The organism is Staphylococcus sp. Marseille-Q1834, from assembly GCF_916858875.1.
In the GTDB taxonomy this organism is placed as follows: Bacteria; Bacillota; Bacilli; order Staphylococcales; family Staphylococcaceae; genus Staphylococcus; species Staphylococcus pragensis.
The window spans coordinates 236,067-262,056 of record NZ_CAKASN010000001.1 but is presented as its reverse complement, the minus strand read 5'-3'; the positions used below and the strand labels follow the sequence as shown (position 1 = coordinate 262,056).

Below are 25,990 nucleotides of genomic sequence, written 5' to 3'. Positions count from 1 at the left end.
CATTATCTACCTCCTAATACACTATGAATATAAACGCTAGGATCATAGAATGATTTGGCTGCTTCTGATATTAATGGATATAAAAAGTCAGCAGATAAACCAAATAATACAGTGATAGCGACAGCTGTAATTGAAATAGTGGCCGCGTAGTTAACATTAATTTTTTGATTTACATTATAACCTTTAGGTTCTCCGAAGAAGCCTTGTAAAAATATACGTATGACAGAATAAAGTACTACTAAGCTTGATAATAATACGATAATGCCACTAACGTAGAATCCATTGTCAAATGTTGCCTGCACAATATAATATTTGCCATAGAAACCACTTAAAGGTGGGATACCTGCTAAACTTAGCGCAGCGATAAAGAATGACCATCCAAGAACAGGATAAGCTTTAATTAAACCACCAAACTCTTTTAAATTAGTCGTCTTAGTGATTTGATACATCACACCAATTAGTAAAAATAAAGCAGTTTTGACTAACATATCGTGTAATGTGTAGTAAATTGCACCAATCATACCAGCTTGGTTCATCATTGCTACACCGACTAAGATCACACCAACTGCAATCATAATATTATAGATAATAATTTTTTTAGTATCATAATATGCGATAGCACCGACTGAACCAAAGATAATCGTTAGAAGCGCTATGAATAAAATAGTGTAGTGTGAAAAGCTGATACTGTTTTGGAAAAATAAGCTTAGTGTTCTTGCAATCGCATAGACCCCTACTTTAGTTAATAGAGCACCAAAGAAAGCGATAATCGCAAACGGTGGTGCATAGTATGAACCTGGTAGCCAGATATACATTGGAAATGCGCCAGCTTTTGTTGCAAACACAAATATAAATAAAATAAAGACAATACTTAAAAGACCGCTATGCGTATGATTAAGTTGGGCAAGTTTATCACTGATGTCTGCCATATTTAACGTGCCTACAATAGAATACAAAATACCTACTGCAATAACAAAAAACGTTGACGTCACGATATTAACAAGTAAATATTTTACAGTTTCACGTAACTGTATTCTTGTGCCACCTAATACAAGTAGGGCGTAAGAAGACATTAAGAATACTTCAAAGAATACGAAGAGGTTAAATATATCTCCTGTCGTAAAGGCACCAATGATACCTACTAGCATAAACATAATTGAAAAATGAAAGTAATAACGTTCTCTATCAATCCCAGCTGTAGTTACTGAATAGGCAGTAATAAGGATTGTAATGATAATGCTAATTACAATAAGCATGGCGCTAAATGAATCTAATAAAAAGATAATGCCATAAGGTGGTGGCCACGAACCTAATTCTACTTTAAGGGGGCCGTACTTAACGACATTGACTAAGTTCATTATGGCTACAATTAAAGTCAAAGCTAATCCAATTAATGTGACATAACGTTTAGCTTGTATACGTTCGCCTAAAAATATAAGTACAATTGCAGTGATAATAGGTACAACTAATGTTAGGACTACTAAATTATTTACCATCATCTTCAGGTACTCCTTTCATTAGTTCTACGTTATCTGTACCTAATACTTTGTACGTTCTAAAGGCTAATACTAAGAAGAACGCGGTTGTCGCAAAAGCTATAACAATAGCTGTAAGTATTAAGGCGTGAGGGATAGGATCCACATATTGAGAAATACTTTTTTCATAAATAGGCATTTCTCCATGTTTTAATCCACCCATTGTAATTAAAAATAAATTTGATGCATGTGTGATTAATGTGGTCCCCATAACAATTCGTATCAAACTTTTAGATAAAACGAGATAGACACTAATTGCTGTGAGAATACCACATACAATAATCATGATAATTTCCACTATTCGTTCTCTCCAATCGTTATAATAATTGTCATGACTGTACCAATTACTGCGCACATTACCCCAAAGTCAAAGAACATTGGCGTGTTCATATGCACAGGTTGGAGTAGGGGCAACGGAATGTTAAATTCTGTATGTGTGAAAAAGTTCTCTCCATAGAAACAACTTGCAATAGGTGTGCCTACACAAAACAATAATCCGATACCTATTAATATTTTAAAATCCCAAGGAAATACTTTGCGCATCGATTTAATATCAAACGCAATTGCAATAATTGTTAAAGCACTTGAAAGTAATAAACCGCCGACAAAGCCTCCACCTGGTGTATAGTGACCAGCGAAGAATAAACTCATGCCGAATAAAGCGATGAGAAAAGCGATAATGACAGCTGCGTATTGGAACATTAAATTATTTTTCTGTCTGTTCATCGCGTTTCACCTCACTTGCTTTATGTTTGCTGCGTAATTTAATCATAGTATAAACACCTAAACCAGCGATACCTAATACAGAAGATTCGAACAATGTATCCATACCACGGAAGTCAACAAGGATGACGTTAACCATATTCTTACCATGTGCTAAATCATAAACATGTGCTTTGTAGTACTCACCGATTGAAGTAAAGTGGCGATTACCATATGCAATTAAACCTAATACAATAACGACTAAACCTACACCAATAGAAATAATAGCATTGGTCATTTTAAAAGAAGGTTTCTCATTATAACGATTTAAATTAGGTAAGTGATAGAAACATAATAAGAATAAACCTGTAGAAATAGATTCTACGACAAATTGAGTTAACGCTAAATCTGGTGCTTTGAAAAAGACAAATAAAACCGATACGGAATAGCCAACTACACCAAGCATGATAATACTGAATAAACGTGAAGATGCGAATACTACCATGAATGATGCCGCTATTAAAATAAGAAGAATGACAATTTCATAGATATGAATGTTATTAATGTCTTTAAAATTAAAGCTAAATGGCACGCTGAATAGCGTTACAATCGTCATTAAAATTAACATACCAAAAATAATTACTAAACTATCTCTAACGTAGCCATTTACATAACTATTTGTCATTTTCGCTGATGTTGATGGTAACCATTTTCCAGTAGAATCGTACCAATGATTAAATGTAAGTTTCGTTGGTTGAGCCTGTAATAAACGAATCCAGTAACCAAATGTAAGTAATAGTAATATCCCTACTATCCAAATAGTTAACGTTGAAATAAAGGCAGGGGTAATACCATGGAACATATGGAACTCAGCGTGCGTGTTTGACAAGTTACTGATCGCTAAGGTAGCTGGTTCAATAATAGATTGAGTTAATAGACCAGGCGCAAAACCAAAGACAATCACTAAAATAGCTAAAATACTCGGAGAAATTAACATTAGGATTGAAACTTCATGTGCCTTCTTAGGTAATGCATTCGGTTTATGCTGACCAAAAAATACATGTAAGACGAATTTAAACGAATATACAAAAGTGAAAATACTACCAACGATAGCTAAAATCGGAAAGATAATACCTAATGTATTAAGACTAAAAATGTGCGCATGAGAAACTTCAATCATGGCTTCTAAAAATTTCTCTTTAGATAAGAAACCGTTAAACGGCGGAACGCCAGCCATACTCAAGGCTGTGATGACTGAAATTGTGAATGAAATAGGCATGATTGTAAGTAAACCGCCCAATTTCTTCACATCACGTGTCCCTGTTGCGTGATCAATGGCACCAGTGACCATAAATAGTGCGCCTTTAAATGTAGCATGGTTAATTAAATGGAATACTGCAGCAGTGAATGCAGCTACGTAAAGTTGACTTTGACTACCTTCAAAATGATAGCTCACCGCTCCAATACCTAACATAGACATAATCATACCGAGTTGAGAAACGGTAGAGAAAGCCAAGATACCTTTAAGGTCTTGTTGTTTCGTTGCATTTAATGACGCCCAGAATAACGTGATAAGCCCGACTAAAGTTATGGTCCATATCCAACCTTGTGAAATGGCAAATAGTGGGGTAACACGTGCGACTAAATATAATCCAGCTTTAACCATCGTTGCTGAGTGCAAGTAGGCACTAACTGGTGTAGGTGCTTCCATAGCATCGGGTAACCAAATATAAAATGGTACTTGTGCAGATTTAGTAAATGCACCTAGCATGATTAAAATCATTGCTAAAATAAATATTGGACTATGCTGTATTTCGGACACATTTTCAAGTAAATGATGGAGGCTTAAAGAATTTCCCGCTAGAGAAATAAGGATGAAGCCACCTAGTAAACTTAATCCACCCAATACGGTGATGATAAGCGATTTCTGAGCACCGTAGATAGATGCTTGTTTCTCTCTCCAAAATGAGATAAGTAAGAAACTTGAAAATGATGTTAACTCCCAAAATAGATATAAAATAATTAAGTTATCTGAGAGTACAACTCCCAACATTGCACCCATGAATAGTAATAAATAACAGTAGAAATTTCCAAGTTGTTCGGATTTACTGAGGTAGCCGATAGAATAAAGTACAACTAAACTACCGATACCGGTAATGAGTAAACTAAACAATAGACTTAAGCCATCTAGATATAAATCAAAGTTCATACCGATATGTGGCATCCAATTTAACGTATTTATTACTGTATTACCTGACTGAGTAGTCGATATAAGGGATAAGAAATAAATAAATAAGACAACAGGAATAGGTAATACAAACCAACCTAAATGAATCTTCTTAGAGAATCGATAAAGGATTGGAATAATGAGTGCAAATATTAACGGTAAAATGACCGCAATATGTAACAAACTCACTATGTTTTCCTCCTTTAAAAATGATTATGGCATTCATTATACATGAATCATTCCGTTCTGAAAAACGGTGAAAGCCCATGTAAACAGTGATTTCTTAGAACTTGTTAAATAAGAAGAAACACGTCAAAAATGCCTAGAAAAATTTTTGTTTATATTGAATTGAGTAGTCTTTTTTTAAGTTTTCAAGATTATTTAAAGCTAATTTTGCAAATTCTGTATCTTGCTGTTTTAAATCATTTTCCATTTTTGTGATAGCTTGCTGAAGAGAATCTTCGTATTTCATTTCTTCAACATTAAAATCACGAAGTTGTGAACGTGTTGCATAACGTTTTTCATAATGACTTAATGCACGGCGTTCATGAAAGAAGACACCTTCGACTTTGCCGGGATTGTGTAAATCGCCTTGTTTGGGGTGCTTGATGACTTGTTCAACTTGTACAAGTACTTGGTCTTCATTCTCTTCTTTAATCGTCACGCCATAAGCGCCTGTCTTATGTGAGAATCGATATAACATGCTATATTACTCCCTTTCAAATATGTTAATATATACCTATATCATCATAACATGAATGGAGAATCTAAATGACTAACTATCCACAGTTAAATAAAGAAATACAAGATAATGAAATTAAATTAGTTATGCATACAAATAAAGGGGATATGACATTTAAATTATTCCCAGAGATCGCACCTAAAACAGTAGAGAACTTTGTAACTCATGCGAAAAATGGTTATTATGATGGAATTACTTTCCATCGTGTAATTAACGATTTCATGATTCAAGGTGGCGACCCAACTGCAACAGGTATGGGCGGAGAAAGTATCTATGGTGGTTCATTTGAAGATGAATTCTCAATGGAAGCTTTCAATTTATACGGTGCACTTTCAATGGCTAATGCAGGCCCAAATACAAATGGTTCACAATTCTTCATTGTTCAAATGAAGGAAGTGCCAGAAACAATGTTAAATCAATTAGTTGATGGTGGTTGGCCAGAGCCAATTGCTAAAGCTTATGGTGAAAAAGGCGGTACACCTTGGTTAGATCAAAAACACACTGTATTTGGTCAATTAATCGAAGGTGAAACAACATTAGAAGATATCGCTAATACTAAAGTAGGCGCTCAAGATAAACCAGTTCATGATGTGGTTATCGAATCAATCGACGTTGAAGATAAAAAAGCGTAAGTAAAAAGTACGCATGAATTTTAATTTCTGATGAGAGCGGTTGACACATTGCTTTCTCTAATAGATGACTGAAGAAAATATTTTTAGAAGTAGAGCGAGTCGATCAATAGTTTGTCGGCTCGCTTTTTGAATGCTTTTTCTTAAAAATATGATATATCCATCTCTTATAAATATGTAGGTTGAGCTAAATCAAATAGTGAAGTTTAAATTTAATAAACGCTTGAAAAATAAAATTTTTATCCCTTAATAGTTAGTCCAAGTTTATATTTTATGCTATTATAAATATGTTAAGAATATCGAATAAGGGGTTATCAAGTTGAATACTCACTATAAAGTAGGTCAGCATATTAAAGTGCGTGTGACTGGCATTCAACCGTATGGCGCTTTTGTTGAGGCCCCTGACCATACTGAAGGACTAATCCACATTTCAGAAATCATGGATGATTATGTCCATAACTTAAAAAAATTTCTATCAGAAGGACAAATTGTTAAAGCGAAAATTTTATCAATTGATGATGAAGGCAAACTTAATTTGTCACTCAAAGATAATGATTACTTTAAGAATTATGAACGAAAAAAAGAAAAGCAGTCAGTATTAGATGAAATTAAAGAAACAGAAAAGTATGGGTTTCAAACACTTGAAGAACGCCTACCGGTCTGGATTAAGCAGTCTAAACGTGCGATTCGTAATAATTAATTGACTGTAAACACGCTAAGCTAACGTTATTTACTCTTAATAACGTTAGCTTTTTTATTTTATAGAGAAAAACTATATGTCTGCTTAATCAACACGAGGATGAGGTGATGGTGGTTACTTCCTTTAATGATTAAAAACAACGTCTAAGGGAATTAAATTAAGGGATATATGCATGCACATGCAAGCAAAAAACTAGAGATTCATTTTTTATCCGTGCTATAGTTTGGGCATAAATTAAGGAGGAAAGGAATCGTTATGAATACTAAATATGAAAAGTTATTTGAAACTGTAACATTACCTAATGGCGTTGAATTAAGAAATCGTTTTGTGTTAGCACCTTTAACACATATTTCATCAAATGATGATGGAACAATTTCAGACGTTGAAATTCCATATATTGAAAAACGTGCTAAAGATGTAGGCTTAGCACTTAATGCCGCAAGTAATGTGAATGATATTGGTAAAGCTTTCCCAGGACAACCATCTGTTGCGCAGGATTCAGATATTGAAGGTTTAAAACGCTTAGCACAAGCGATGAAGAAAAATGGTGCAAAAGCCTTAGTACAAATCCATCATGGCGGTGCACAAGCTCTACCCAACTTAACACCTAATGGCGATGTCGTAGCACCAAGTCCAATCTCACTTAAAAGTTTCGGCCAAGAACAAGAACATGATGCGAGAGAGATTACACCTGAAGAAATTGAACAAACAATTAAAGATTTCGGTGAAGCGACACGCCGTGTTATTGAAGCAGGATTCGATGGCGTTGAAATTCATGGTGCCAATCATTACTTAATTCATCAATTCGTTTCTCCATATTACAATAGAAGAAATGACGAATGGGGCGACCACATGAAGTTCCCTACAGCTGTCATTGATGAAGTACTCAAAGTGAAAGAACAATTTGCTAATAAAGACTTTATCGTTGGTTATCGTTTATCTCCTGAAGAAGCAGAATCTCCAGGTATTTCAATGGAATTAACTGAACAATTAATTAAAACTATTACTAAGAAAGCGATGGATTATGTGCATGTTTCAATTGGAGATATCCATTCAGAAACACGTGAAGGTAAATATGCTGGTCAAGAACGCTTGAAATTAATCCATCAATGGGTAGATGGACGTATGCCAGTCATCGGTATTGGTTCAGTATTTACTGCAGATGATGCCTTAGATGCCATAGAATCAACAGGCGTAGAATTAGTCGCACTCGGTCGTGAAATTTTATTAGATTATAATTTTATTGAGAAAATTAAAAAAGGAAAAGAAGACGAAATTATTTCTTACTTCGATCCAGAACGTGAAGATAATCATGAACTAACACCAAATTTATGGAAACAATTTAACGAAGGGTTCTATCCATTACCTCGTAAAGATAAATAATAGATTGCTAGGACTAAATAATATGTCTTAGTATAAATTGCCATTTGCTAGTAGCTAACAAAATGGAAAAGGTGCTTATAATAATTTTTTAAACTCTAATGGCTTTTTAAAGCGAGACGATGAAATGAATTTATTTCTGTCTCGCTTCTTTTTTATCATTTTATAGTATAAAAATTTTATTATTAAAGTTATCCGAAAATTTTCATTATTTTACTTGTAAAAATACAATATAATATGTCATTATATATGTAAGGGCTTTCATATAATGTATACCTTCTTAATAAAGTGGACTAACTCTATTTTCATATTCAAAAAAGGAAAAGTATACCTATGTATTAAACATGAAAGCCGCTCTCGTATGACCATTAGTTTTAATATAATTTAAGCAAAGGGGAGATATTATGACTAAGTCAGAACAAATTATTGAATTAACAAATCACTATGGAGCACATAACTACGTGCCACTACCAATCGTCGTAGCGGAAGCAGATGGCATTTGGGTAACTGATCCAGAAGGTAATAAATATATGGATATGTTATCAGCATATTCAGCTGTTAACCAAGGACATCGTCATCCTAAAATTATCCAAGCATTAAAAGATCAAGCAGATAGAGTAACTTTAGTATCACGTGCGTTCCACAGTGATAATTTAGGTGAATGGTATGAAAAGATTTGTAAATTAGCTGGCAAAGATAAAGCACTACCAATGAATACAGGCGCAGAAGCGGTTGAAACAGCATTAAAAGCAGCACGTCGTTGGGCTTATGATGTAAAAGGTATTGAACCAAATAAAGCTGAAATTATTGCCTTTAATGGTAACTTCCATGGTCGTACTATGGCGCCAGTATCTTTATCTTCTGAAGCTGAATACCAACGTGGATATGGTCCATTATTAGATGGTTTCCGCAAAGTTGATTTCGGGGATGTTGATCAATTAAAAGAAGCAATCAATGATAATACTGCAGCAATCTTAGTAGAGCCTATTCAAGGGGAAGCGGGAATTAATATTCCGCCAGAAGGTTATCTTAAAGAAATTAGAGATTTATGTGACGAACATAACATCTTATTTATTGCTGATGAAATTCAAGCTGGTTTAGGTCGTTCAGGTAAATTATTCGCAACAGATTGGGATAATGTAAAACCTGATGTTTATATCTTAGGAAAAGCACTAGGCGGCGGCGTGTTACCAATTTCAGTGGTATTAGCTGACAAAGAAGTGTTAGATGTGTTCACACCAGGTTCACATGGTTCAACATTTGGTGGTAACCCATTAGCATGTGCCGTATCTATTGCTGCATTAGATGTTATTATCGATGAAGATTTACCTGGCCGTTCAAATGAATTAGGCGAATACTTCAAATCAGAATTACAAAAAATTGAACACCCAGCGATTAAAGAAGTTCGTGGACGTGGCCTCTTTATTGGTGTTGAATTACATGAAAGTGCTAGACCTTTCTGTGAAGCGTTAAAAGAAAAAGGTTTACTATGTAAAGAAACACACGATACAGTGATTCGATTTGCGCCACCATTAGTTATTTCTAAAGAAGAATTAGATGACGCATTAGAGAGAATTAGAAGTGTTTTTGAGTAAGTTCAAAAAGTTGTAACATTCATTTTGAAAACCCTTTAAAAAGCAAAGACATGTGTTACAATATGTATGAAAGCGAAATCATTTGTTAAAAAAGAGGCGAAAGTGAACATGACTGAGAATAATAATTTAGTGACTTCTACACAAAGTATTATTAAGGAAGCATTACACAAATTGGGATTTGACGATGGTATGTACGAACTAATTAAAGAGCCATTGCGCTTCTTACAAGTTCGCATCCCAGTACGTATGGATGATGGTACAGTTAAAACATTTACAGGTTACCGTGCACAACATAACGATGCAGTAGGTCCTACAAAAGGTGGGGTACGTTTCCACCCAGACGTAGATGAAGATGATGTAAAAGCATTATCTATGTGGATGACATTAAAATGCGGTATTGTTAATTTACCTTACGGTGGTGGTAAAGGTGGTATCGTCTGTGACCCACGTCAAATGAGTATTCATGAAGTTGAACGTTTATCACGTGGTTATGTACGTGCCATTTCTCAATTCGTAGGTCCAACAAAAGATATTCCAGCACCAGACGTATTTACTAACTCTCAAATTATGGCTTGGATGATGGATGAATACAGTGCATTAGATAAATTTAACTCTCCTGGTTTCATCACAGGTAAACCAATTGTATTAGGTGGTTCACAAGGACGTGACCGTTCAACTGCATTAGGTGTTGTAATCGCAATTGAACAAGCGGCTAAACGTAGAGGTATTGATGTTAAAGGTGCACGCGTAGTTATCCAAGGTTTCGGTAATGCAGGTAGTTTCTTGGCTAAGTTCTTATATGATATGGGAGCAAAAGTTGTAGGTATTTCTGATGCATATGGTGCATTACATGATCCAGAAGGTTTAGATATTGATTACTTATTAGATCGTCGCGATAGCTTTGGTACAGTTACAAATTTATTTGATAACACAATTTCTAACAAAGAATTATTTGAATTAGATTGTGATATCTTAGTACCAGCAGCAATTTCTAACCAAATTACTGAAGAGAATGCACATGACATTAAAGCGGATATCGTAGTTGAAGCAGCAAATGGTCCAACTACACCTGAAGCAACACGTATTTTAACTGAACGTGACATTTTATTAGTACCTGACGTATTAGCAAGTGCTGGTGGTGTAACAGTATCTTACTTCGAATGGGTACAAAATAACCAAGGTTACTATTGGACAGAAGAAGAAGTTAATGAAAAATTACGTGAAAAATTAGTAACTGCGTTCGATACAATTTATGAATTAGCTCAAAATAGAAAAATTGATATGAGATTAGCAGCTTACATCGTAGGTATTAAACGTACTGCAGAAGCAGCACGCTACCGTGGTTGGGCATAAGTTAAATAAGTTAATCACTCAATAAAAATATAGCGGTTAATGAAACTGAGTAAGGTTTCATTAACCGCTTTTTATTACATTAAAGATAATAATAAATGTTATTGTTCAGTTGATACTGCTTTATATTGATCTGCATAGTTAGTGAATACACCGTCAACGCCGTATTGATTAAGTCGTTGCATATCAGCAACTTCATTAACTGTGAAAGGATGAATAATGAAGCCTAAATCTTTTAAATGAGCGGTATTTTGCGCAGTTAAATCACTATATTCAGGACCAATACCAATTGCGTATGAACGGATACGCTGTAAATCCGCTTCGCTTTGTTGAGGTAGTTCACTTTTATCTAATAGTCGAATTAATGGAACGCTAGGTGCTAAATGATGCATCTTTTGTAAGCTTTCTTCTGAAAATGATTGTACTAACACATGACCATTATTTAACGAATCTGGCGTTAACATATGATGACGTTTTAAAGTATCAAGAAGTTGTTCTTCCATACCAGGATAAACATCTGGTGTCTTAGTTTCAATATAATAGTTCGCGTCAGTACCATAGCGTGATAATATTTCATCTAATGTTGGCACCTTAGCATTGCTATATTCAGCATTCGCATATTGAGGGTTTGCTTGATTAAACCAAGAACCAGCATCAAGTTGCTTCAACTGAGCTAAAGTATAATCTTCAACTCGGCCAGTTCCATTTGTAGTACGGTCTACCGTTTCATCATGCATAGCTACTAAATGGCCATCTTTAGTGCGTTGTAAATCAATTTCAATATATGATGCACCTAATTGATTGTGACTTTTATCATAAGAATAAAAAGTATGTTCTGGTGCATAGCCACTCGCCCCACGATGAGCGATAGTGCTGAATCGTTCACCTGTTAAATTTGTAGCCCACTTAGGATTATCTTTACGATAATGTGTATTAACAGGAATTTGTTGCGTTTGATTACCTTGGCTTACTTGATAATTATTTGAAGATGATGTTGAAGTGATAGGGCCTGTACCAGCACCACTTGCTTCAACTGGAGTATGTAAAACAGTAAGTCCTAAACTAGCGACAGTTAAACTTGAGATTATTGCTTTTTTTGTTGCTTTCAAAAAAATCCACCCTTTCAAATTTAATGTACAACTTAAATTTAGCAAAGCCATATTTTGAAAGGAAGTCTCTTAGTGAAAGCTTATCGGAACTCTTAAAATTTTAAAAATTACTCAATATAATTAACGTAAAATATAGAAATAACCCCCTATACATACGTGTTAGCGTATGGTAGGGGGATAGGATTAAACTATTTCTCTTTTAAAATAGTTTCAGCTACTTTTAATTGCTGACGTACAGCATCTTGGCCGGTAGACCCGTAGCTTTTTCTGCGATTAAGACAACGTTCTGGTTTTAAATAATCATAAACATCTGTATCGATAGCTTCATTTAATTCTTGATAACGCTTAAGAGGTACATCGAGTAAATAAATACCTTGTTGAATACATTCGAAGACAATTTTACCTACAATTTCATGTGCTTTTCTAAACGGCACTTGTTTCTCTACTAAATAGTCCGCAAGTTCTGTGGCATTAGAGAAATCTTGATGTACTGTTTCATTCAAACGATCAGTATTAACTGTTAATGTATTTAGCATACCTTCAAAGATACGTAGTGATCCTTTGACTGTACGTACTGAATCGAATAAACCTTCTTTATCTTCTTGAAGGTCTTTATTGTAGGCAAGTGGTAACCCTTTTAATGTAACAAGCATACTCATTAAATGCCCCGTAGTACGTCCAACTTTACCTCGAATCAGTTCGGCCATATCCGGATTCTTTTTCTGAGGCATTATGGATGACCCAGTAGAAAAGGCATCGGCTAATGTAATAAATTTCGCTTCATCAGTAGACCAGAAGATAATTTCCTCTGCAAAACGTGATAAATGTACCATTGTTAATGAAATATTATGCAATGTTTCTACGATATAATCACGATCACTTACAGCATCTAAACTATTTTCATAAATATATTCAAAGCCCAGCAATTTTTGAGTTTCATGCCTATCAATAGGGTGGGTAGTTCCACTTAAAGCGGCTGCCCCTAATGGTGAAATATCAATACGCTTCATACTATCAGTGAAACGTGAATCATCGCGTTCAAGCATCCAGAAATAAGTCATGATATGATGCGCAAACGAAATAGGTTGAGCACGTTGTAAGTGTGTATAACCTGGCATAATTGTATCTACATGAGATTGCGCAAGTGTTAAAATTGATGACTGGAATGAACGAATAAGTGCTTGGATTTCTTGAACTTCTTTTTTAACGTATAAGTGCAAGTCAGTAGCTACTTGGTCATTTCTACTGCGGCCCGTATGCAATCTGCCACCAGCGTCACCAATTCTTTGAATCAATTCATGCTCAATATTTAAATGTATATCTTCAAGAGACTTTTTAAAGTCTAGTTTATTGTGATGGAAGTCATGTTGAATGTCTTTTAGACCTGTAATAATCGCTTCTTTATCTTCATTAGAAATAATATGTTGATTGGCTAACATTGTTGCATGAGCAATACTACCTTGTATATCTTCATCTAATAGTGCTTGGTCAAAGTCTATTGAAGCGTTGAATTCATCAACCCATTCTTCAGGTTGCTGTTGAAAACGTCCGCCCCACGCTTTATTACTCATTACTATAACCTCCATGTAAGTAAGCATTCACTTGAGTAGGTAAGCCATAAATATCAATAAATCCTACCGCTGCAGATTGATTAAAGGCATCTTCTTTTGTATATGTTGCTAGTTTTTCATCATATAACGTATATGGAGATTTTCTTCCATTAACAATCGCATTACCTTTGAATAATTTCACTCTTACGTCACCTTCAACGTATTTTTGAGTGCTATCAATAAATAGTTTTAAACTATCAGTTAAAGGTGAGAACCATAGTCCATTGTACGTTTGTTCTGCAAATTGTTTTTCAATAACAGGTTTGAAGTGAGCGACATCTTTAGTTAAGGTAAGTGTTTCAAGTGCTTTATGCGCTTTTAAAATCACTTCAGCACCTGGAGTTTCGTATACTTCACGAGATTTAATACCTACTAAACGATTTTCAACATGGTCAATACGTCCAATACCGTGTTTGCCAGCAAGTTCATTTAATTTAAGAATTAACTGATCTAAGTCATAGTCTTGATGGTTAAGTTGCACTGGAATACCATTTTTAAATGAAAGAATGATTTCTTCAGGTGTATCAGGTGTATCTTCTAATTCAGCTGTTAAGTCATAAGCGTCTTTAGGAGGCGCTGCATATGGGTCCTCTAAAATGCCACATTCATTGGCACGGCCCCATAAGTTTTGGTCGATTGAATAAGGAGAATCATGATTAATGCTCACTGGAATATCATGTTTAATTGCATAATCGATTTCCTCTTCACGGCTCCAGCCCCATTCTCTTACTGGCGCAAATGATTTAAGATTTGGATTTAACGCCTTAATTGCTACTTCAAAACGCACTTGGTCATTTCCTTTACCTGTACAACCGTGCGCAATACCAATTGATTGCGTTTGTTCAGCAATTTCAACTAATTTCTTAGCAATAAGTGGACGAGATAATGCAGAAACAAGTGGATAACTGTTTTCATACATTAAGTTTCCTTTAATCGCATAACTTACAAAGTCATCACTAAATTCTTTAGTTGCATCAATAATATGACATTCAACAGCACCCATATCTAAAGCTTTTGAATGTACTAAATCTAAATCTTTACCTTCACCAACATCTAAACAAACAGCTACTACGTCATACCCTTTATCTATTAGCCATTTCACTGCCACACTTGTATCTAAACCACCTGAATATGCTAATACAATTTTATCTTTCATATACTCACCTCATAATTTTTCTGAAAATTAATATAACTTTATACTAACAGAACCATAATGAAAATAAAACCATTTTTTTACATAATTATACATAAAAGTGGAATGAGTATAGAATTTTAAGTATGTTTAAAGCTTTTAAATAAAGAGTTTTTGAGTGTTTTTTAAAATAATAATTAATGTAAAATATTCATTTTTTTCTAGCGAAAAGTGGCTAAATATTGACTTATATGACAGATATTTTTGAATTGACAGACTTGTTAATTGAATAGGGAACTTAAAGTTAGTAGAATTAAATTAATAAGGAAATCAGGAGGCTTTTTTAAATGACTCATATTCAATTAGACTATGGTAAAACTTTAGAATTTTTCGGACAACACGAATTAGATCAACAAAAAGATATCGTTAAAACGATTCATAAAACGATCCATGAAGGAACTGGCGCTGGGAGCGATTTCTTAGGATGGGTAAATTTACCTGAAGATTATGATAAGGAAGAATTTTCAAGAATCGTAGAAGCTGCTAAACGTATTAAATCAAATTCAGATGTATTAGTAGTGATTGGTATTGGTGGTTCATATTTAGGTGCACGTGCGGCAATTGAAATGTTAACTCCAGCTTTCCGCAATAATACGGAATTCCCAGAAATTGTCTTTGTAGGTAATCACTTATCTTCAAGCTATACACAAGAATTAGTAGACTATTTAGCTAATAAAGACTTCTCGGTTAATGTTATTTCTAAATCTGGTACAACAACTGAACCGGCTGTAGCTTTTAGATTATTTAAAAAGTTAGTCGAAGATAAATATAGTAAAGAAGAAGCGAAACAACGTATCTTCGCTACAACTGACAAAACGAAAGGTGCTTTAAAACAATTAGCAGATAATGAAGGATACGAAACATTTGTGGTACCTGATGATGTAGGTGGTCGTTATTCTGTATTAACAGCAGTAGGTTTATTACCAATCGCAGCAGCTGGTATCAATATCGAATCAATTATGATTGGTGCTAACAAAGCACGTAAAGAATTATCATCTGATAATTTAGATGAAAATATTGCTTATCAATATGCAACTATTCGTAACATCCTTTATAGCAAAGGCTATACTACTGAAATGTTAATTAACTATGAGCCTTCTATGCAATATTTCAATGAATGGTGGAAACAATTATACGGTGAATCTGAAGGTAAAGATTTCAAAGGTATCTATCCATCAAGTGCAAATTACACAACTGACTTACACTCTTTAGGTCAATACGTACAAGAAGGTCGTCGTTTCTTATTTGAAACAGTTGTAAAAGTGAACCATCCTAAACACGATATTACTATTGAAGAAGATAGTGATGATTTAGATGGTTTAAATTACTTAGCTGGTAAAACAATTGATGAAGTGAATACTAAAGCGTTTGAAGGTACTCTATTAGCACATACTGATGGAGGCGTTCCAAATGTAGTAGTTAATATTCCTCAATTAGATGAAGAAACATTTGGTTACGTGGTATACTTCTTCGAATTAGCTTGCGCAATGAGTGGTTACCAATTAGGCGTTAATCCATTTAACCAACCAGGTGTAGAAGCATATAAACAAAACATGTTTGCTTTACTTGGTAAACCTGGATATGAAGATAAGAAAAAAGAATTAGAAGAACGTTTATAGTAGTTAAGAGAAATTCAATTTTATATTTATCATAAGATGAAAGAGGCTGGGACAAAATTAAATGTCGCAGCCTACTTTAATATTTTGGCAGTAGCTGACTGATTAGAAAATGTGCTTAAATCAAGCTTTTTCAAACCTAGTCATCCTTGCTAGAAAAGCAAGCCCCAACATAGAGACTTTCGAAAAGTAAATCTATAGCTAACGCTAGTTAGAAAACGAGCCCCAGCACAAAGAATTTCAATAAGAAATTCCACAAACAAAGCAAGCTGGAGATCGGCGAAATGATTTTAATTTCTGTCTCGCTCCTTTTTCTTTTCTATACTATTAAATTTAAAACTAAGGGATGAGTTGAGGCTACTACCTGTGACTGATTTATTATGATAAATGTAGATTTCTAATATAATATGTGTAAAATATTTCATGTATAATAGCGTTAAAGAGTGCTATTAACTTTAAGGAAGGATTCGATGCGATAGTGTTCCATCAAATTGAGCAATGGTTTAACGTATTACAGGAATTAGGTTATTTCGCAGGGTTCATCATACTCTATTTGAGAGCTATTGTACCTGTACTTCCGCTAACATTATACGTTATTATGAATGTTCATGCGTACGGTTTTCTTATAGGAACGGTAATTAGCTGGTTAGGTATTGTTTCAGGTACCTATACTGTATTTTATATTTGTAGAAAATTTGTGAATGCTCGTTTTATGCAAAAGATTAGAAAAAGAAAATCAGTAGAGAAATTAATTCATTTTATTGATAGACAAGGTATTGTTCCTATTTTCATTTTAATGTGTTTTCCGTTCACGCCGAATACGCTTGTCAATTTTGTAGCAAGCTTATCTCATATTAAAGCAAAATATTATTTTTTGATATTACTAGTTTCTAAGTTAATATCTATTACTTTTTTAGCTGTGATGGGAAAAGAAGTTACAACATTTTTAACTCATCCAATACGTGCGATTGCTCTAATATTAGTCACAGTGGCACTGTGGTTTATTGGGAAAAGAGTAGAAAAACATTTTATGGGTGCTGACGAGGAGTGACGATGTGCGAAAGATAATGACATGGATTGTGCCTTTAATATGCGCCATTATATTTGTAGTGTTTATTCAAACCTTTATTGTTAGAGGCGCAGTAGTAACTAGTGATGAAATGGCACCGACACTTAATAAAAACGATCGTCTCATCGTTAATAAAATCAAAGTGTTATTTAATTTATTAGATGATGGTGATATCATTATGTATCGTCATAATCATCAACTTCATTTTAGTCGTATTATCGGAAAAGCCGGTGAATCAATCGAAGTAAGAGATGGTAAATTATATCGTGACGATAGACAAGTGAATAAAAATTATGCTAAAAATAGAGATATTAATAATTTAGCATTACGCGATTTAAATAATTCTAATGGAGATATCATTCCACCAAATTCGTATTTTGTATTAAACGATAATGGTGATAATAAAAGCGATTCAAGAACTTATGGCTTAATCAAGGACAAAGATATTGTTGGCGATGTAAGTTTAAAATATTATCCATTTAAAGAATTTACCTATCAGTTTAACAAGTAGATGAGGTGTTATATTTGAAAAAAGAAATAATTGAATGGATTGTCGCTATAGCGGTAGGTCTATTACTTGTATGGGTAATGGTTAACTTTGTCGCTAAATCATATACCATTAAAGGCGACTCAATGGATCCAACATTAAAGGATGGTCAACACGTAATGGTAAATATTCTTGGATATAAAGTTGGAGACGTAAAAAAAGGGAATGTTATTGTTTTTCATGCTAATAAAAAAGATGATTACGTAAAACGTGTGATTGGTGTTCCTGGAGATAACGTTACATATAAAAATGACAAACTTTATATCAATGGGAAAAAGGTAGATGAACCTTATTTAGATTATAATGAGAAACGTAAACAAGGAGAATACATTACAGGATCATTTGAAACAAAAGATTTAACCAATGCCAATCCAAATTCTAATGTTATTCCTAAAGATAAATATTTAGTACTTGGAGATAATCGAGAAGTAAGTAAAGATAGTCGTGCATTTGGTTTAATAGACAAAGAACAAATTGTCGGTAAGGTTTCATTCAGATTTTGGCCATTAGACGACTTTAAATTTAATTTTAATCCAGATAATAATAAGTAAATTGTGAGTGGGGCAGAATTCAGTACATTGAATTCTGTCCCACTTTATAATTTCTATGAAGAAATTATAAATTACTTTAGGGAACGTATGTTCTATGTTAAAATAACATTAAAGGAGTGGGGAGTAATGGAATTAAATGCTTATCTTGGTAGAGCAGGCACTGGTAAATCACATCAAATGATTAGTAATATAAAAAGTCAAATGAAGCAAGATCCACTAGGTGATCCAATTATTTTAATCGCACCTACACAAAGTACGTTTCAATTAGAGCAATCATTTGTGAATGATAAAGAATTAAATGGAAGTTTAAGAACCGAAGTTTTACACTTTGAACGATTGAGTTATAGAATTTTTCAAGAAGTTGGGGGCCTAACGGAAGAACGCTTAACTCAAGCTGGAACAGAGATGATGATTTATAACCTTGTTCAACAACATAAATCAGAGCTTAAACTATACAAATCACAAGTGAATTATTATGGATTTAGTGAAAAATTGAGTGAACAAATCCAAGACTTTAAAAAATATTCAGTTACCCCTGAACATTTGGATTTATTCCTTCAAGAGAATGAACTTCAAACAAGAACGCGTCATAAATTAGAAGATATTGCACTTATATATCATTATTTTGAGGAACGTTTACAAGGAGAATTTATTACCGCTGAAGATAGTTTGAATCAGTTTATTCAAATTATGCCTCAATCTGAGTGGCTTAAACGCGCAGAAATATATATAGATGGTTTCTATAACTTCTCGACACTTGAATACCAAATTATTAAGGCCTTGGTACAGAATGCTAAAAAGGTGACAGTCCTTCTTACAACTGATGGCAAAGAAGATCCATTTAGCTTATTTAGAAAGCCATCCGAAGTTTTAACGCATTTAAAAGAAATTGCCAATGATTTACATATTGAATTAAATGAAGTTTACTTCAAGAAACCATATCGCTTTAACAATCACGACTTACTTCAAATTGAACAACAATTTGATGCTTTACAAATAAATCCAACTGCACACCAAGGTCATATCAACATTTTAGAATCTTCTAGTATGCGTGAAGAGGTCAATGAGATAGCGCGACAAATTATTAAAGATACACGTGATAAACAGTTTAGATATCAAGATATTGCTATTTTATATCGTGATGAAGCCTATGCGTATTTATTTGATTCCGTATTACCTCAGTACGACATTCCATTTAATATTGATGTGAAGAAATCAATGACACACCATCCAATTATGGAAATGGTGCGCTCATTGCTTGAAGTCATTCAAACCAATTGGAATATAAGTCCGATGATGCGTTTATTTAAGACGAATATTCTTTCTAATCATTTTAAAAATAGTGATTATTTAATTGATTTACTGGAAAATTTTGTTGTTGAACGCGGCATCTATGGCAAACGTTGGTTAGATGAAAAGTTATTTAGTATTGATAATTTCACCAAAATGGGCCGAAAAGAACACAAGCTAACTGAAGAAGAACGAGCAACATTTGAACAAGTGGTGCAATTGAAAAATGATATGATTGATAAAATATTGCGCTTCGAAAAAGCGATGAACAGTGTTAATCATGTTAAAGGGTTTGCGACCGCTTTCTATGAAACAATGGAATCATTTGATATACCAAAGTATTTAATGGCGCATCGAGATCAATTAGATGTAGATGGTTACCACGAAGCAGCTGAAGAAATCGATCAAATTTGGAATGGTTTAATTCATATTTTAGATGACTTAGTCATGGTCTTTGATGAGGAAGAAATGACATTAAATCGATTTTTAGAAGTATTCGACATTGGCTTAGAGCAGTTGGAGTTTTTAATGATTCCTCAAACTTTAGACCAAGTGAGTATTGGTACGATGGATTTAGCTAAAGTTGATAATAAAAAACACATTTATATGGTAGGAATGAATGATGGTGCCATGCCTCAACCGATTTCTTCATCTAGTTTAATTACAGACGAGGAGAAGAAAGTTTTTGAGCAACAAACACGTGTGGAATTGAGTCCTACTTCTGATATTTTACAAATGGATGAAGCCTTTGTTTGTTATATTGCTATGACACGTGCCTGTGAACAAGTGACCTTTTCATATAGTTTAATGGGCGTGCAAGGAGACGAAAAAGAAAAAAGTCCATTCTTAAATCAAATTCAAGCATTATTTAATGGTCTTGAAGTCACTAACATTCACTATAAACATAATGCGCATCCATTAGAGCTTATGGAACATCCTCATCAAACTAAAATCACGTTATTTGAATCGCTCAAAGCATGGCTAGAAAATGAAATGGTTGCTGATGTATGGTTAGATGCGTATCAAGTTATGCGTGATAATGACGATTTAAATGAAGGACTAAATTATTTATTAACTGCATTAACTTATGATAATAAAACAGTACAGTTAGATGAAGTATTAGCGACTTCATTATACGGTAAGGCTATTAATGCTAGTGTGTCTCGGTTTGAAGGGTATAATGATTGTCCTTTCCAACACTATGCCAATTATGGCTTACGTCTAAATGAACGTACGAAATATAAATTAGAAACATTTGATTTAGGTAACATTTTCCATACCGCTTTAAAATATATTTCGGATAAAATTAATGGTGATTTTAAGCATCTTGATAATCAAAGAATTCATGCATTAACGCTTGAAGCTTTAGAAAATGTGTTACCAAACATTCAGTTCAATCTAATGGATTCTAATGCATACTATCGTTATGTCTCTAAACGTATCGGCGTGATTGTAGAAAGTACATTAAAAGCTTTACGTTATCAGAACGAGCATACGAAATTTAGACCACAACGTTTTGAAACGGGATTCAGAAAAACACCCCGTGATGAAGAAGAATTAATAGCTCAACCTTTAATTACAAAACAAGGTATTCCAGTGAATATTCGTGGACAAATCGACCGTATTGATACTTATACGACAAATAACAAAAGTTTCATCAATATTATAGACTACAAATCTTCCAATTATAGCGCTAACCTTGATTTGAAAAAAGTTTACTATGGTAAACAAATGCAAATGATGACTTATATGGATATTGCCTTACAAAATGCGAAACGTTTAGATTTAAGTGAAGAAGTTAAGCCAGGCGGATTGCTATACTTCCATGTCCATGATGAACGTCTTAAGTTCAAAGATTGGGGAGAAATGGCTGAAGATGCTCTGAAAGAAGAAGCGTTGGATAAAGCGTTCCTTCAAGAATATAAATTACGAGGTTTAGTTAACAGTGATGTAGATGTGGTAGATGCTATGGATATTCGCTTAGACACGACACCTAAATCTGATATAGTACCGATTACATTAAAAAAAGACGGTGGCCTTAGCAAAGCAAGCAGTGTAGCAGATGAAAACACGATTCATAAATTCATCAAACATAATAAAGATAACTTTATTGAGACTGCTTCAAATATAATGGATGGTCACACAGAGGTGGCACCATTAAAATTTGATAATCAATTGCCATGTCAATTTTGTAGTTTTCAATCAGTTTGTCATGTCGATAGCATTATAGATAGTAAGCATTATCGTCATGTTGATGAATCTATTGATCCTATACAAGCGATTCAAGAAGTGGAGTTAGAAAGTGGGGATAACGATGAATAATATACCTGATAAGCCACAAGATGCCCAGTGGACAGATGCACAATGGGAAAGTATTTATGCTAGCGGGCGAGATATTTTAGTAGCAGCCGCTGCCGGTTCAGGTAAAACAGCAGTTTTAGTTGAACGTATTATTCAAAAGATTCTTAGAGATGGAATAGACGTTGATAAATTACTTGTCGTTACTTTTACTAATTTAAGTGCGAGAGAGATGAAACATAGAGTTGAACAACGTATTCAACAAGCCTCTTTACAAGAACCTGATAATGAACATCTTAAAAACCAACGCATTAAAATTCATCAAGCCCAAATTTCAACACTGCATAGTTTTTGTCTGAAGATTATTCAACAACATTATGATGTTATCGATTTGGACCCTAACTTTAGAACAATTAGTGATGTTGAGAATATTTTATTATTGGAACAATCTATTGATGAAGTGTTAGAAAAACATTATGAAGATCCAGATATAGCATTTCTTACGTTAGTAGAACAATTATCTAATGACCGTAATGATGACCAATTTAGAGATATATTAAAACGATTTTATAATTTCAGTATCGCAAATCCTTCGCCCTTTGCATGGTTAGATTCTTTAACAGATTTGTATGACAATGAAGCCTTGCAACAGGAGTATATTGCAGAACTTAATAGATTAGCATTAATTTATATTAAAGCTGCCTATGGCTCATTATTAGAAGCGGATAATAATTTTTCTAATGGTATTGGAACAGAAAAACATCTTGATGTGATGAAGTTAGAAAAAGCAAAATGCGCCAAAATGATGGAAGGTAGTGTAGTTAATCGTGAAATGATCATCAACTATACTCCAGAGAAGTTACCTCAAATTTCTAAAAAACTTAAAACTGATAACGAAGAGGAAGGTATTGATCCTCAAACTTTAGTAGATGCTAAAGGATTTTATGATGAATATAAAAAAATAATCAATAAAGTTAAAAACGAATATTTAATGCGTTCTGTTGAAGAATTAAAAACAGATATGAATAAGCTAGGACCTCGTATCCATTATTTAATTCAAATAGTCAAAGATATTATTAATGATTTCGCTGAGAAGAAACGAAGTCGAAATGTTTTAGACTTTGCTGATTATGAACACTTCGCATTGCAAATATTAACTGATGAACAAGGGAATCCATCAAATGTTGCTAGAGATTATCGTCAACAATTTGAGGAAATCTTAATTGATGAATATCAGGATACGAACCAAGTTCAAGAAGCGATTATTTCAACTATTAAACGTGGTGACGAATCGAACGGTAATTTATTTATGGTTGGAGATGTTAAACAATCTATTTATAAATTTAGACAGGCCGATCCTACGTTGTTTATGAATAAATATAATCGTTTTGAGAAAACTGGAAATCAAACAGGTTTACGTATCGATTTATCAAAGAATTTCCGCTCTCGTAAAGAAGTCTTATCAACAACGAACTACTTATTCGATCATATGATGGATGAAGAAGTAGGCGAAATTAATTATGATGCTGATGCAAGATTATATTTTGGCGCTACAAAGTATTCGGATAAATCAATGCCACTTGAATTACATGCGCTTATTCAGTCTAGTAGTGAAGATAATGATTTAGAGAAGTCAGAACAAGAAGCGCAATACATTGTCAAACAAGTGGAGGATATTATTAAGAATAAGCTTGTCTATGACATAAAAACGGCGTCATATCGCCAAGCTACATTCAAAGATATTGTCATTCTAGAACGTGGATTAAGTAATGCACGTAATCTACAACAAGCGTTTAAAGATCACAATATTCCATTTCATGTTAAAAGCAAAGAAGGCTATTTTGAACAGACAGAAGTGCGTCTCGTTTTATCATTTTTAAGAACAGTTGATAATCCACTACAAGATATCTATCTAGTAGGATTAATGCGTTCAGTCATCTATCAATTTACTGAAGATGAGCTAGCGCAAATTCGAGTGGTAAGCGCTCATGATGATTATTTCTATCAATCCATCATACATTATCTTCAAGACGACAATGCGCAACCAGCATTGAAAGAGAAATTACAATATTTCTTAGATGATTTATCACAATATCAAGACTATAGCCAAGAACATCCTGTATATCAACTCATCGATAAATTTTATAACGATCATTATGTTATCCAATACTTTAGTGGATTAGTAGGTGGAAAAGGCCGACGCGCCAACCTATATGGCTTATTTAATAAAGCGATTGAATTTGAAAACTCAAGTTTCAGAGGATTATATCAATTTATTCGCTTTATCGACGAACTCATTGAGCGTAATAAAGACTTTGGTGAAGAAAATGTAATAGGACCTAATGATAACGTTGTCAGAATGATGACAGTGCATAGTAGTAAAGGCTTAGAATTCCCATTTGTTATCTATTCAGGTTTATCTAAACAATTTAACAAAGGTGATATAAGACAGCCGTTAGTACTTAACCAAAAGTTTGGTTTAGGTATGGAATATTATGATTTAGAAGAAAATATAGCGTTCCCTTCTTTATCTTCAGTAGTGATTAAATCTATGATTGAGAAAGAATTAATTTCTGAAGAAATGCGTTTAATTTATGTCGCATTAACAAGAGCTAAAGAGCAATTAATATTGATTGGAACTGTTGATAAAGAAGAAACATTAGCTAAATTTGAACGTCTACCAATTTCTAAAAATCATATTGCACTACATGAACGTTTGTCGGCAAATAGACCGTTCGATTTGATTTATGGTATTTTGGCGAAGCACCAATCAACTTCATTAGTACCAGAATTACAATTTGAAACTTCTATTGATAATTTAGAAGAAAGTTTATATCCTTCAGTAGATATTAAAACGGTTTATTTTGATGATCTTACTTTTGAGAATGAAGCTCAAAAAAATGAACATAGAACGGTAGAGGATATTGAGACAAGTGGTTCTAATGATGATGGTTTAAAACAGCAAATTAATGAAAAACTATCATTTAAATATCCTTATATTAAGGACACTAAGAAGCCGTCGAAACAATCCGTTTCTGAATTGAAACGCCAACTTGAAACAGAAGAAAGTGGTACAAGTTACGAAAGAGTAAGACAATATCGTATTGGTGTAGCAACTTATGAACGCCCTCATTTCTTAAGACAGAATAAAAAGCGTAAAGCGAATGAAATAGGTACGTTAATGCATACAGTCATGCAACATCTACCGTTTAGAGAAGAACGTTTAACAGAAACTGAATTAAATGATTATATTGATCGTTTAATAGAGAAACATATTATTGAAGCAGATGCGAAACAAGACATTCAATATGAAGAGATTATGAGGTTTGTAAGAAGTAAGTTGTACATGAAGATTGCTCAAGCCGATAAAGTATTTAGAGAGTTACCTTTTGTAGTGAACCAAGCTAAAGTAGACGAAATGCCAGAGGAAGATGAAGACGTATCTATTATTCAAGGTATGATTGACTTAATTTATTTAAAAGATGGTCAATATTATTTCGTGGATTATAAAACAGATGCGTTCAACAAACGTAGAGGAATGACAGAAGAAGAAATAGGTCATCAACTACGCGAAAAATATAAAATCCAAATGAAATATTATCAAAATACTCTAGAAACGATACTTGGCGCGAAGGTTTCAGGTTCACTTTATTTCTTCCAATATGAAGAAATTAGCGTAGATGAACATGAATAAAAATTTAAATACTATGTGGTTTTATGAGATTTTAAATTTATATCTAAATAGTTCAATTTGTTTAAGTTACTTTTAAAACTGAATTAAATATGCTAAATTTCTAAAATTTCAGACAGATATATTTGTGATTTAATTATGTTTAAAGTTATAATAT

Annotated in this window: 19 protein-coding genes; 11 read left to right on the top strand and 8 right to left on the bottom strand. The window is 33.6% G+C overall.

Annotation, left to right across the window (positions count from 1 at the left end; all coding sequences use genetic code 11):
• Positions 1-2: 2 nt before the first annotated feature.
• The 5 genes from LIX58_RS01360 to LIX58_RS01340 all read right to left on the bottom strand — a co-directional run bounded on the left by LIX58_RS01360 (position 3) and on the right by LIX58_RS01340 (position 5,167).
• Entirely contained in the window at positions 3-1,499 is a 1,497-nt protein-coding gene (locus LIX58_RS01360; RefSeq protein ID WP_154836573.1) for a Na+/H+ antiporter subunit D, read from the bottom strand.
• Positions 1,486-1,833, bottom strand: coding sequence for a Na+/H+ antiporter Mnh1 subunit C (gene mnhC1 / locus LIX58_RS01355; RefSeq protein ID WP_126565210.1), 348 nt, complete (start codon positions 1,831-1,833; stop codon positions 1,486-1,488). The genes LIX58_RS01360 and mnhC1 overlap by 14 nt, the downstream gene beginning before the upstream one ends.
• Complete coding sequence (locus LIX58_RS01350; RefSeq protein WP_154836574.1) at positions 1,833-2,261, bottom strand: Na(+)/H(+) antiporter subunit B; 429 nt, start codon at positions 2,259-2,261, stop codon at positions 1,833-1,835. Before LIX58_RS01350 ends, mnhC1 begins: the two co-directional genes overlap by 1 nt.
• Complete coding sequence (locus LIX58_RS01345) at positions 2,242-4,653, bottom strand: Na+/H+ antiporter subunit A (protein WP_154836575.1); 2,412 nt, start codon at positions 4,651-4,653, stop codon at positions 2,242-2,244. The genes LIX58_RS01350 and LIX58_RS01345 overlap by 20 nt, the downstream gene beginning before the upstream one ends.
• A gap of 133 nt (positions 4,654-4,786) precedes the next feature.
• Positions 4,787-5,167 carry a kinase-associated lipoprotein B gene (locus LIX58_RS01340; protein ID WP_126565213.1) on the bottom strand — a complete coding sequence of 127 codons (381 nt, stop codon included), beginning with the start codon at positions 5,165-5,167 and terminating at the stop codon, positions 4,787-4,789.
• Between the two features lie 68 nt (positions 5,168-5,235).
• On the opposite strand from LIX58_RS01340, the gene LIX58_RS01335 reads away from it, so the two are divergent.
• From LIX58_RS01335 to LIX58_RS01315, 5 genes are all read left to right on the top strand, one after another.
• Entirely contained in the window at positions 5,236-5,838 is a 603-nt protein-coding gene (locus tag LIX58_RS01335; RefSeq protein WP_126565214.1) for a peptidylprolyl isomerase, read from the top strand.
• A gap of 316 nt (positions 5,839-6,154) precedes the next feature.
• Positions 6,155-6,535 carry a S1 domain-containing post-transcriptional regulator Ygs gene (gene ygs, locus LIX58_RS01330; RefSeq protein WP_103297627.1) on the top strand — a complete coding sequence of 127 codons (381 nt, stop codon included), beginning with the start codon at positions 6,155-6,157 and terminating at the stop codon, positions 6,533-6,535.
• Between the two features lie 255 nt (positions 6,536-6,790).
• Positions 6,791-7,918 (top strand): NADH-dependent flavin oxidoreductase, encoded by a 1,128-nt coding sequence (locus LIX58_RS01325; protein WP_154836576.1) that lies wholly within the window; start codon positions 6,791-6,793, stop codon positions 7,916-7,918.
• A gap of 401 nt (positions 7,919-8,319) precedes the next feature.
• A complete protein-coding gene (locus tag LIX58_RS01320) occupies positions 8,320-9,510 on the top strand; it encodes an ornithine--oxo-acid transaminase (RefSeq protein WP_126565217.1) in 1,191 nt (396 codons plus the stop codon).
• A gap of 108 nt (positions 9,511-9,618) precedes the next feature.
• Complete coding sequence (locus LIX58_RS01315) at positions 9,619-10,863, top strand: Glu/Leu/Phe/Val family dehydrogenase (RefSeq protein WP_126565424.1); 1,245 nt, start codon at positions 9,619-9,621, stop codon at positions 10,861-10,863.
• A gap of 98 nt (positions 10,864-10,961) precedes the next feature.
• On the opposite strand, the gene LIX58_RS01310 is transcribed toward LIX58_RS01315, so the two are convergent.
• The 3 genes from LIX58_RS01310 to LIX58_RS01300 form a co-directional block, all read right to left on the bottom strand.
• Positions 10,962-12,020 (bottom strand): glycerophosphodiester phosphodiesterase, encoded by a 1,059-nt coding sequence (locus LIX58_RS01310; protein WP_413470799.1) that lies wholly within the window; start codon positions 12,018-12,020, stop codon positions 10,962-10,964.
• A 137-nt stretch (positions 12,021-12,157) separates the two neighbouring features.
• Positions 12,158-13,540 carry an argininosuccinate lyase gene (argH, locus tag LIX58_RS01305; RefSeq protein WP_126565219.1) on the bottom strand — a complete coding sequence of 461 codons (1,383 nt, stop codon included), beginning with the start codon at positions 13,538-13,540 and terminating at the stop codon, positions 12,158-12,160.
• On the bottom strand, positions 13,533-14,735 hold the full coding sequence (locus LIX58_RS01300) for an argininosuccinate synthase (RefSeq protein ID WP_154836578.1): 1,203 nt from the start codon (positions 14,733-14,735) through the stop codon (positions 13,533-13,535). Before LIX58_RS01300 ends, argH begins: the two co-directional genes overlap by 8 nt.
• Positions 14,736-15,058: 323 nt before the next feature.
• On the opposite strand from LIX58_RS01300, the gene LIX58_RS01295 reads away from it, so the two are divergent.
• The 6 genes from LIX58_RS01295 to addA all read left to right on the top strand — a co-directional run bounded on the left by LIX58_RS01295 (position 15,059) and on the right by addA (position 25,836).
• Positions 15,059-16,390, top strand: a complete 1,332-nt coding sequence (locus LIX58_RS01295) for a glucose-6-phosphate isomerase (protein WP_154836579.1) — start codon at positions 15,059-15,061, stop codon at positions 16,388-16,390.
• Between the two features lie 472 nt (positions 16,391-16,862).
• Positions 16,863-17,438, top strand: a complete 576-nt coding sequence (locus LIX58_RS01290; RefSeq protein WP_226386269.1) for a TVP38/TMEM64 family protein — start codon at positions 16,863-16,865, stop codon at positions 17,436-17,438.
• Between the two features lie 4 nt (positions 17,439-17,442).
• Positions 17,443-17,967 (top strand): signal peptidase I, encoded by a 525-nt coding sequence (gene lepB / locus LIX58_RS01285; RefSeq protein WP_126565223.1) that lies wholly within the window; start codon positions 17,443-17,445, stop codon positions 17,965-17,967.
• A gap of 14 nt (positions 17,968-17,981) precedes the next feature.
• Positions 17,982-18,554: a signal peptidase I gene (gene lepB / locus LIX58_RS01280; protein ID WP_126565224.1), complete on the top strand. Its 573-nt coding sequence runs from the start codon at positions 17,982-17,984 to the stop codon at positions 18,552-18,554.
• 126 nt (positions 18,555-18,680) lie between these two features.
• Positions 18,681-22,166 (top strand): helicase-exonuclease AddAB subunit AddB, encoded by a 3,486-nt coding sequence (addB, locus tag LIX58_RS01275; protein WP_154836583.1) that lies wholly within the window; start codon positions 18,681-18,683, stop codon positions 22,164-22,166.
• Complete coding sequence (addA, locus tag LIX58_RS01270; protein WP_226386013.1) at positions 22,159-25,836, top strand: helicase-exonuclease AddAB subunit AddA; 3,678 nt, start codon at positions 22,159-22,161, stop codon at positions 25,834-25,836. The genes addB and addA overlap by 8 nt, the downstream gene beginning before the upstream one ends.
• Positions 25,837-25,990 lie beyond the last annotated feature (154 nt).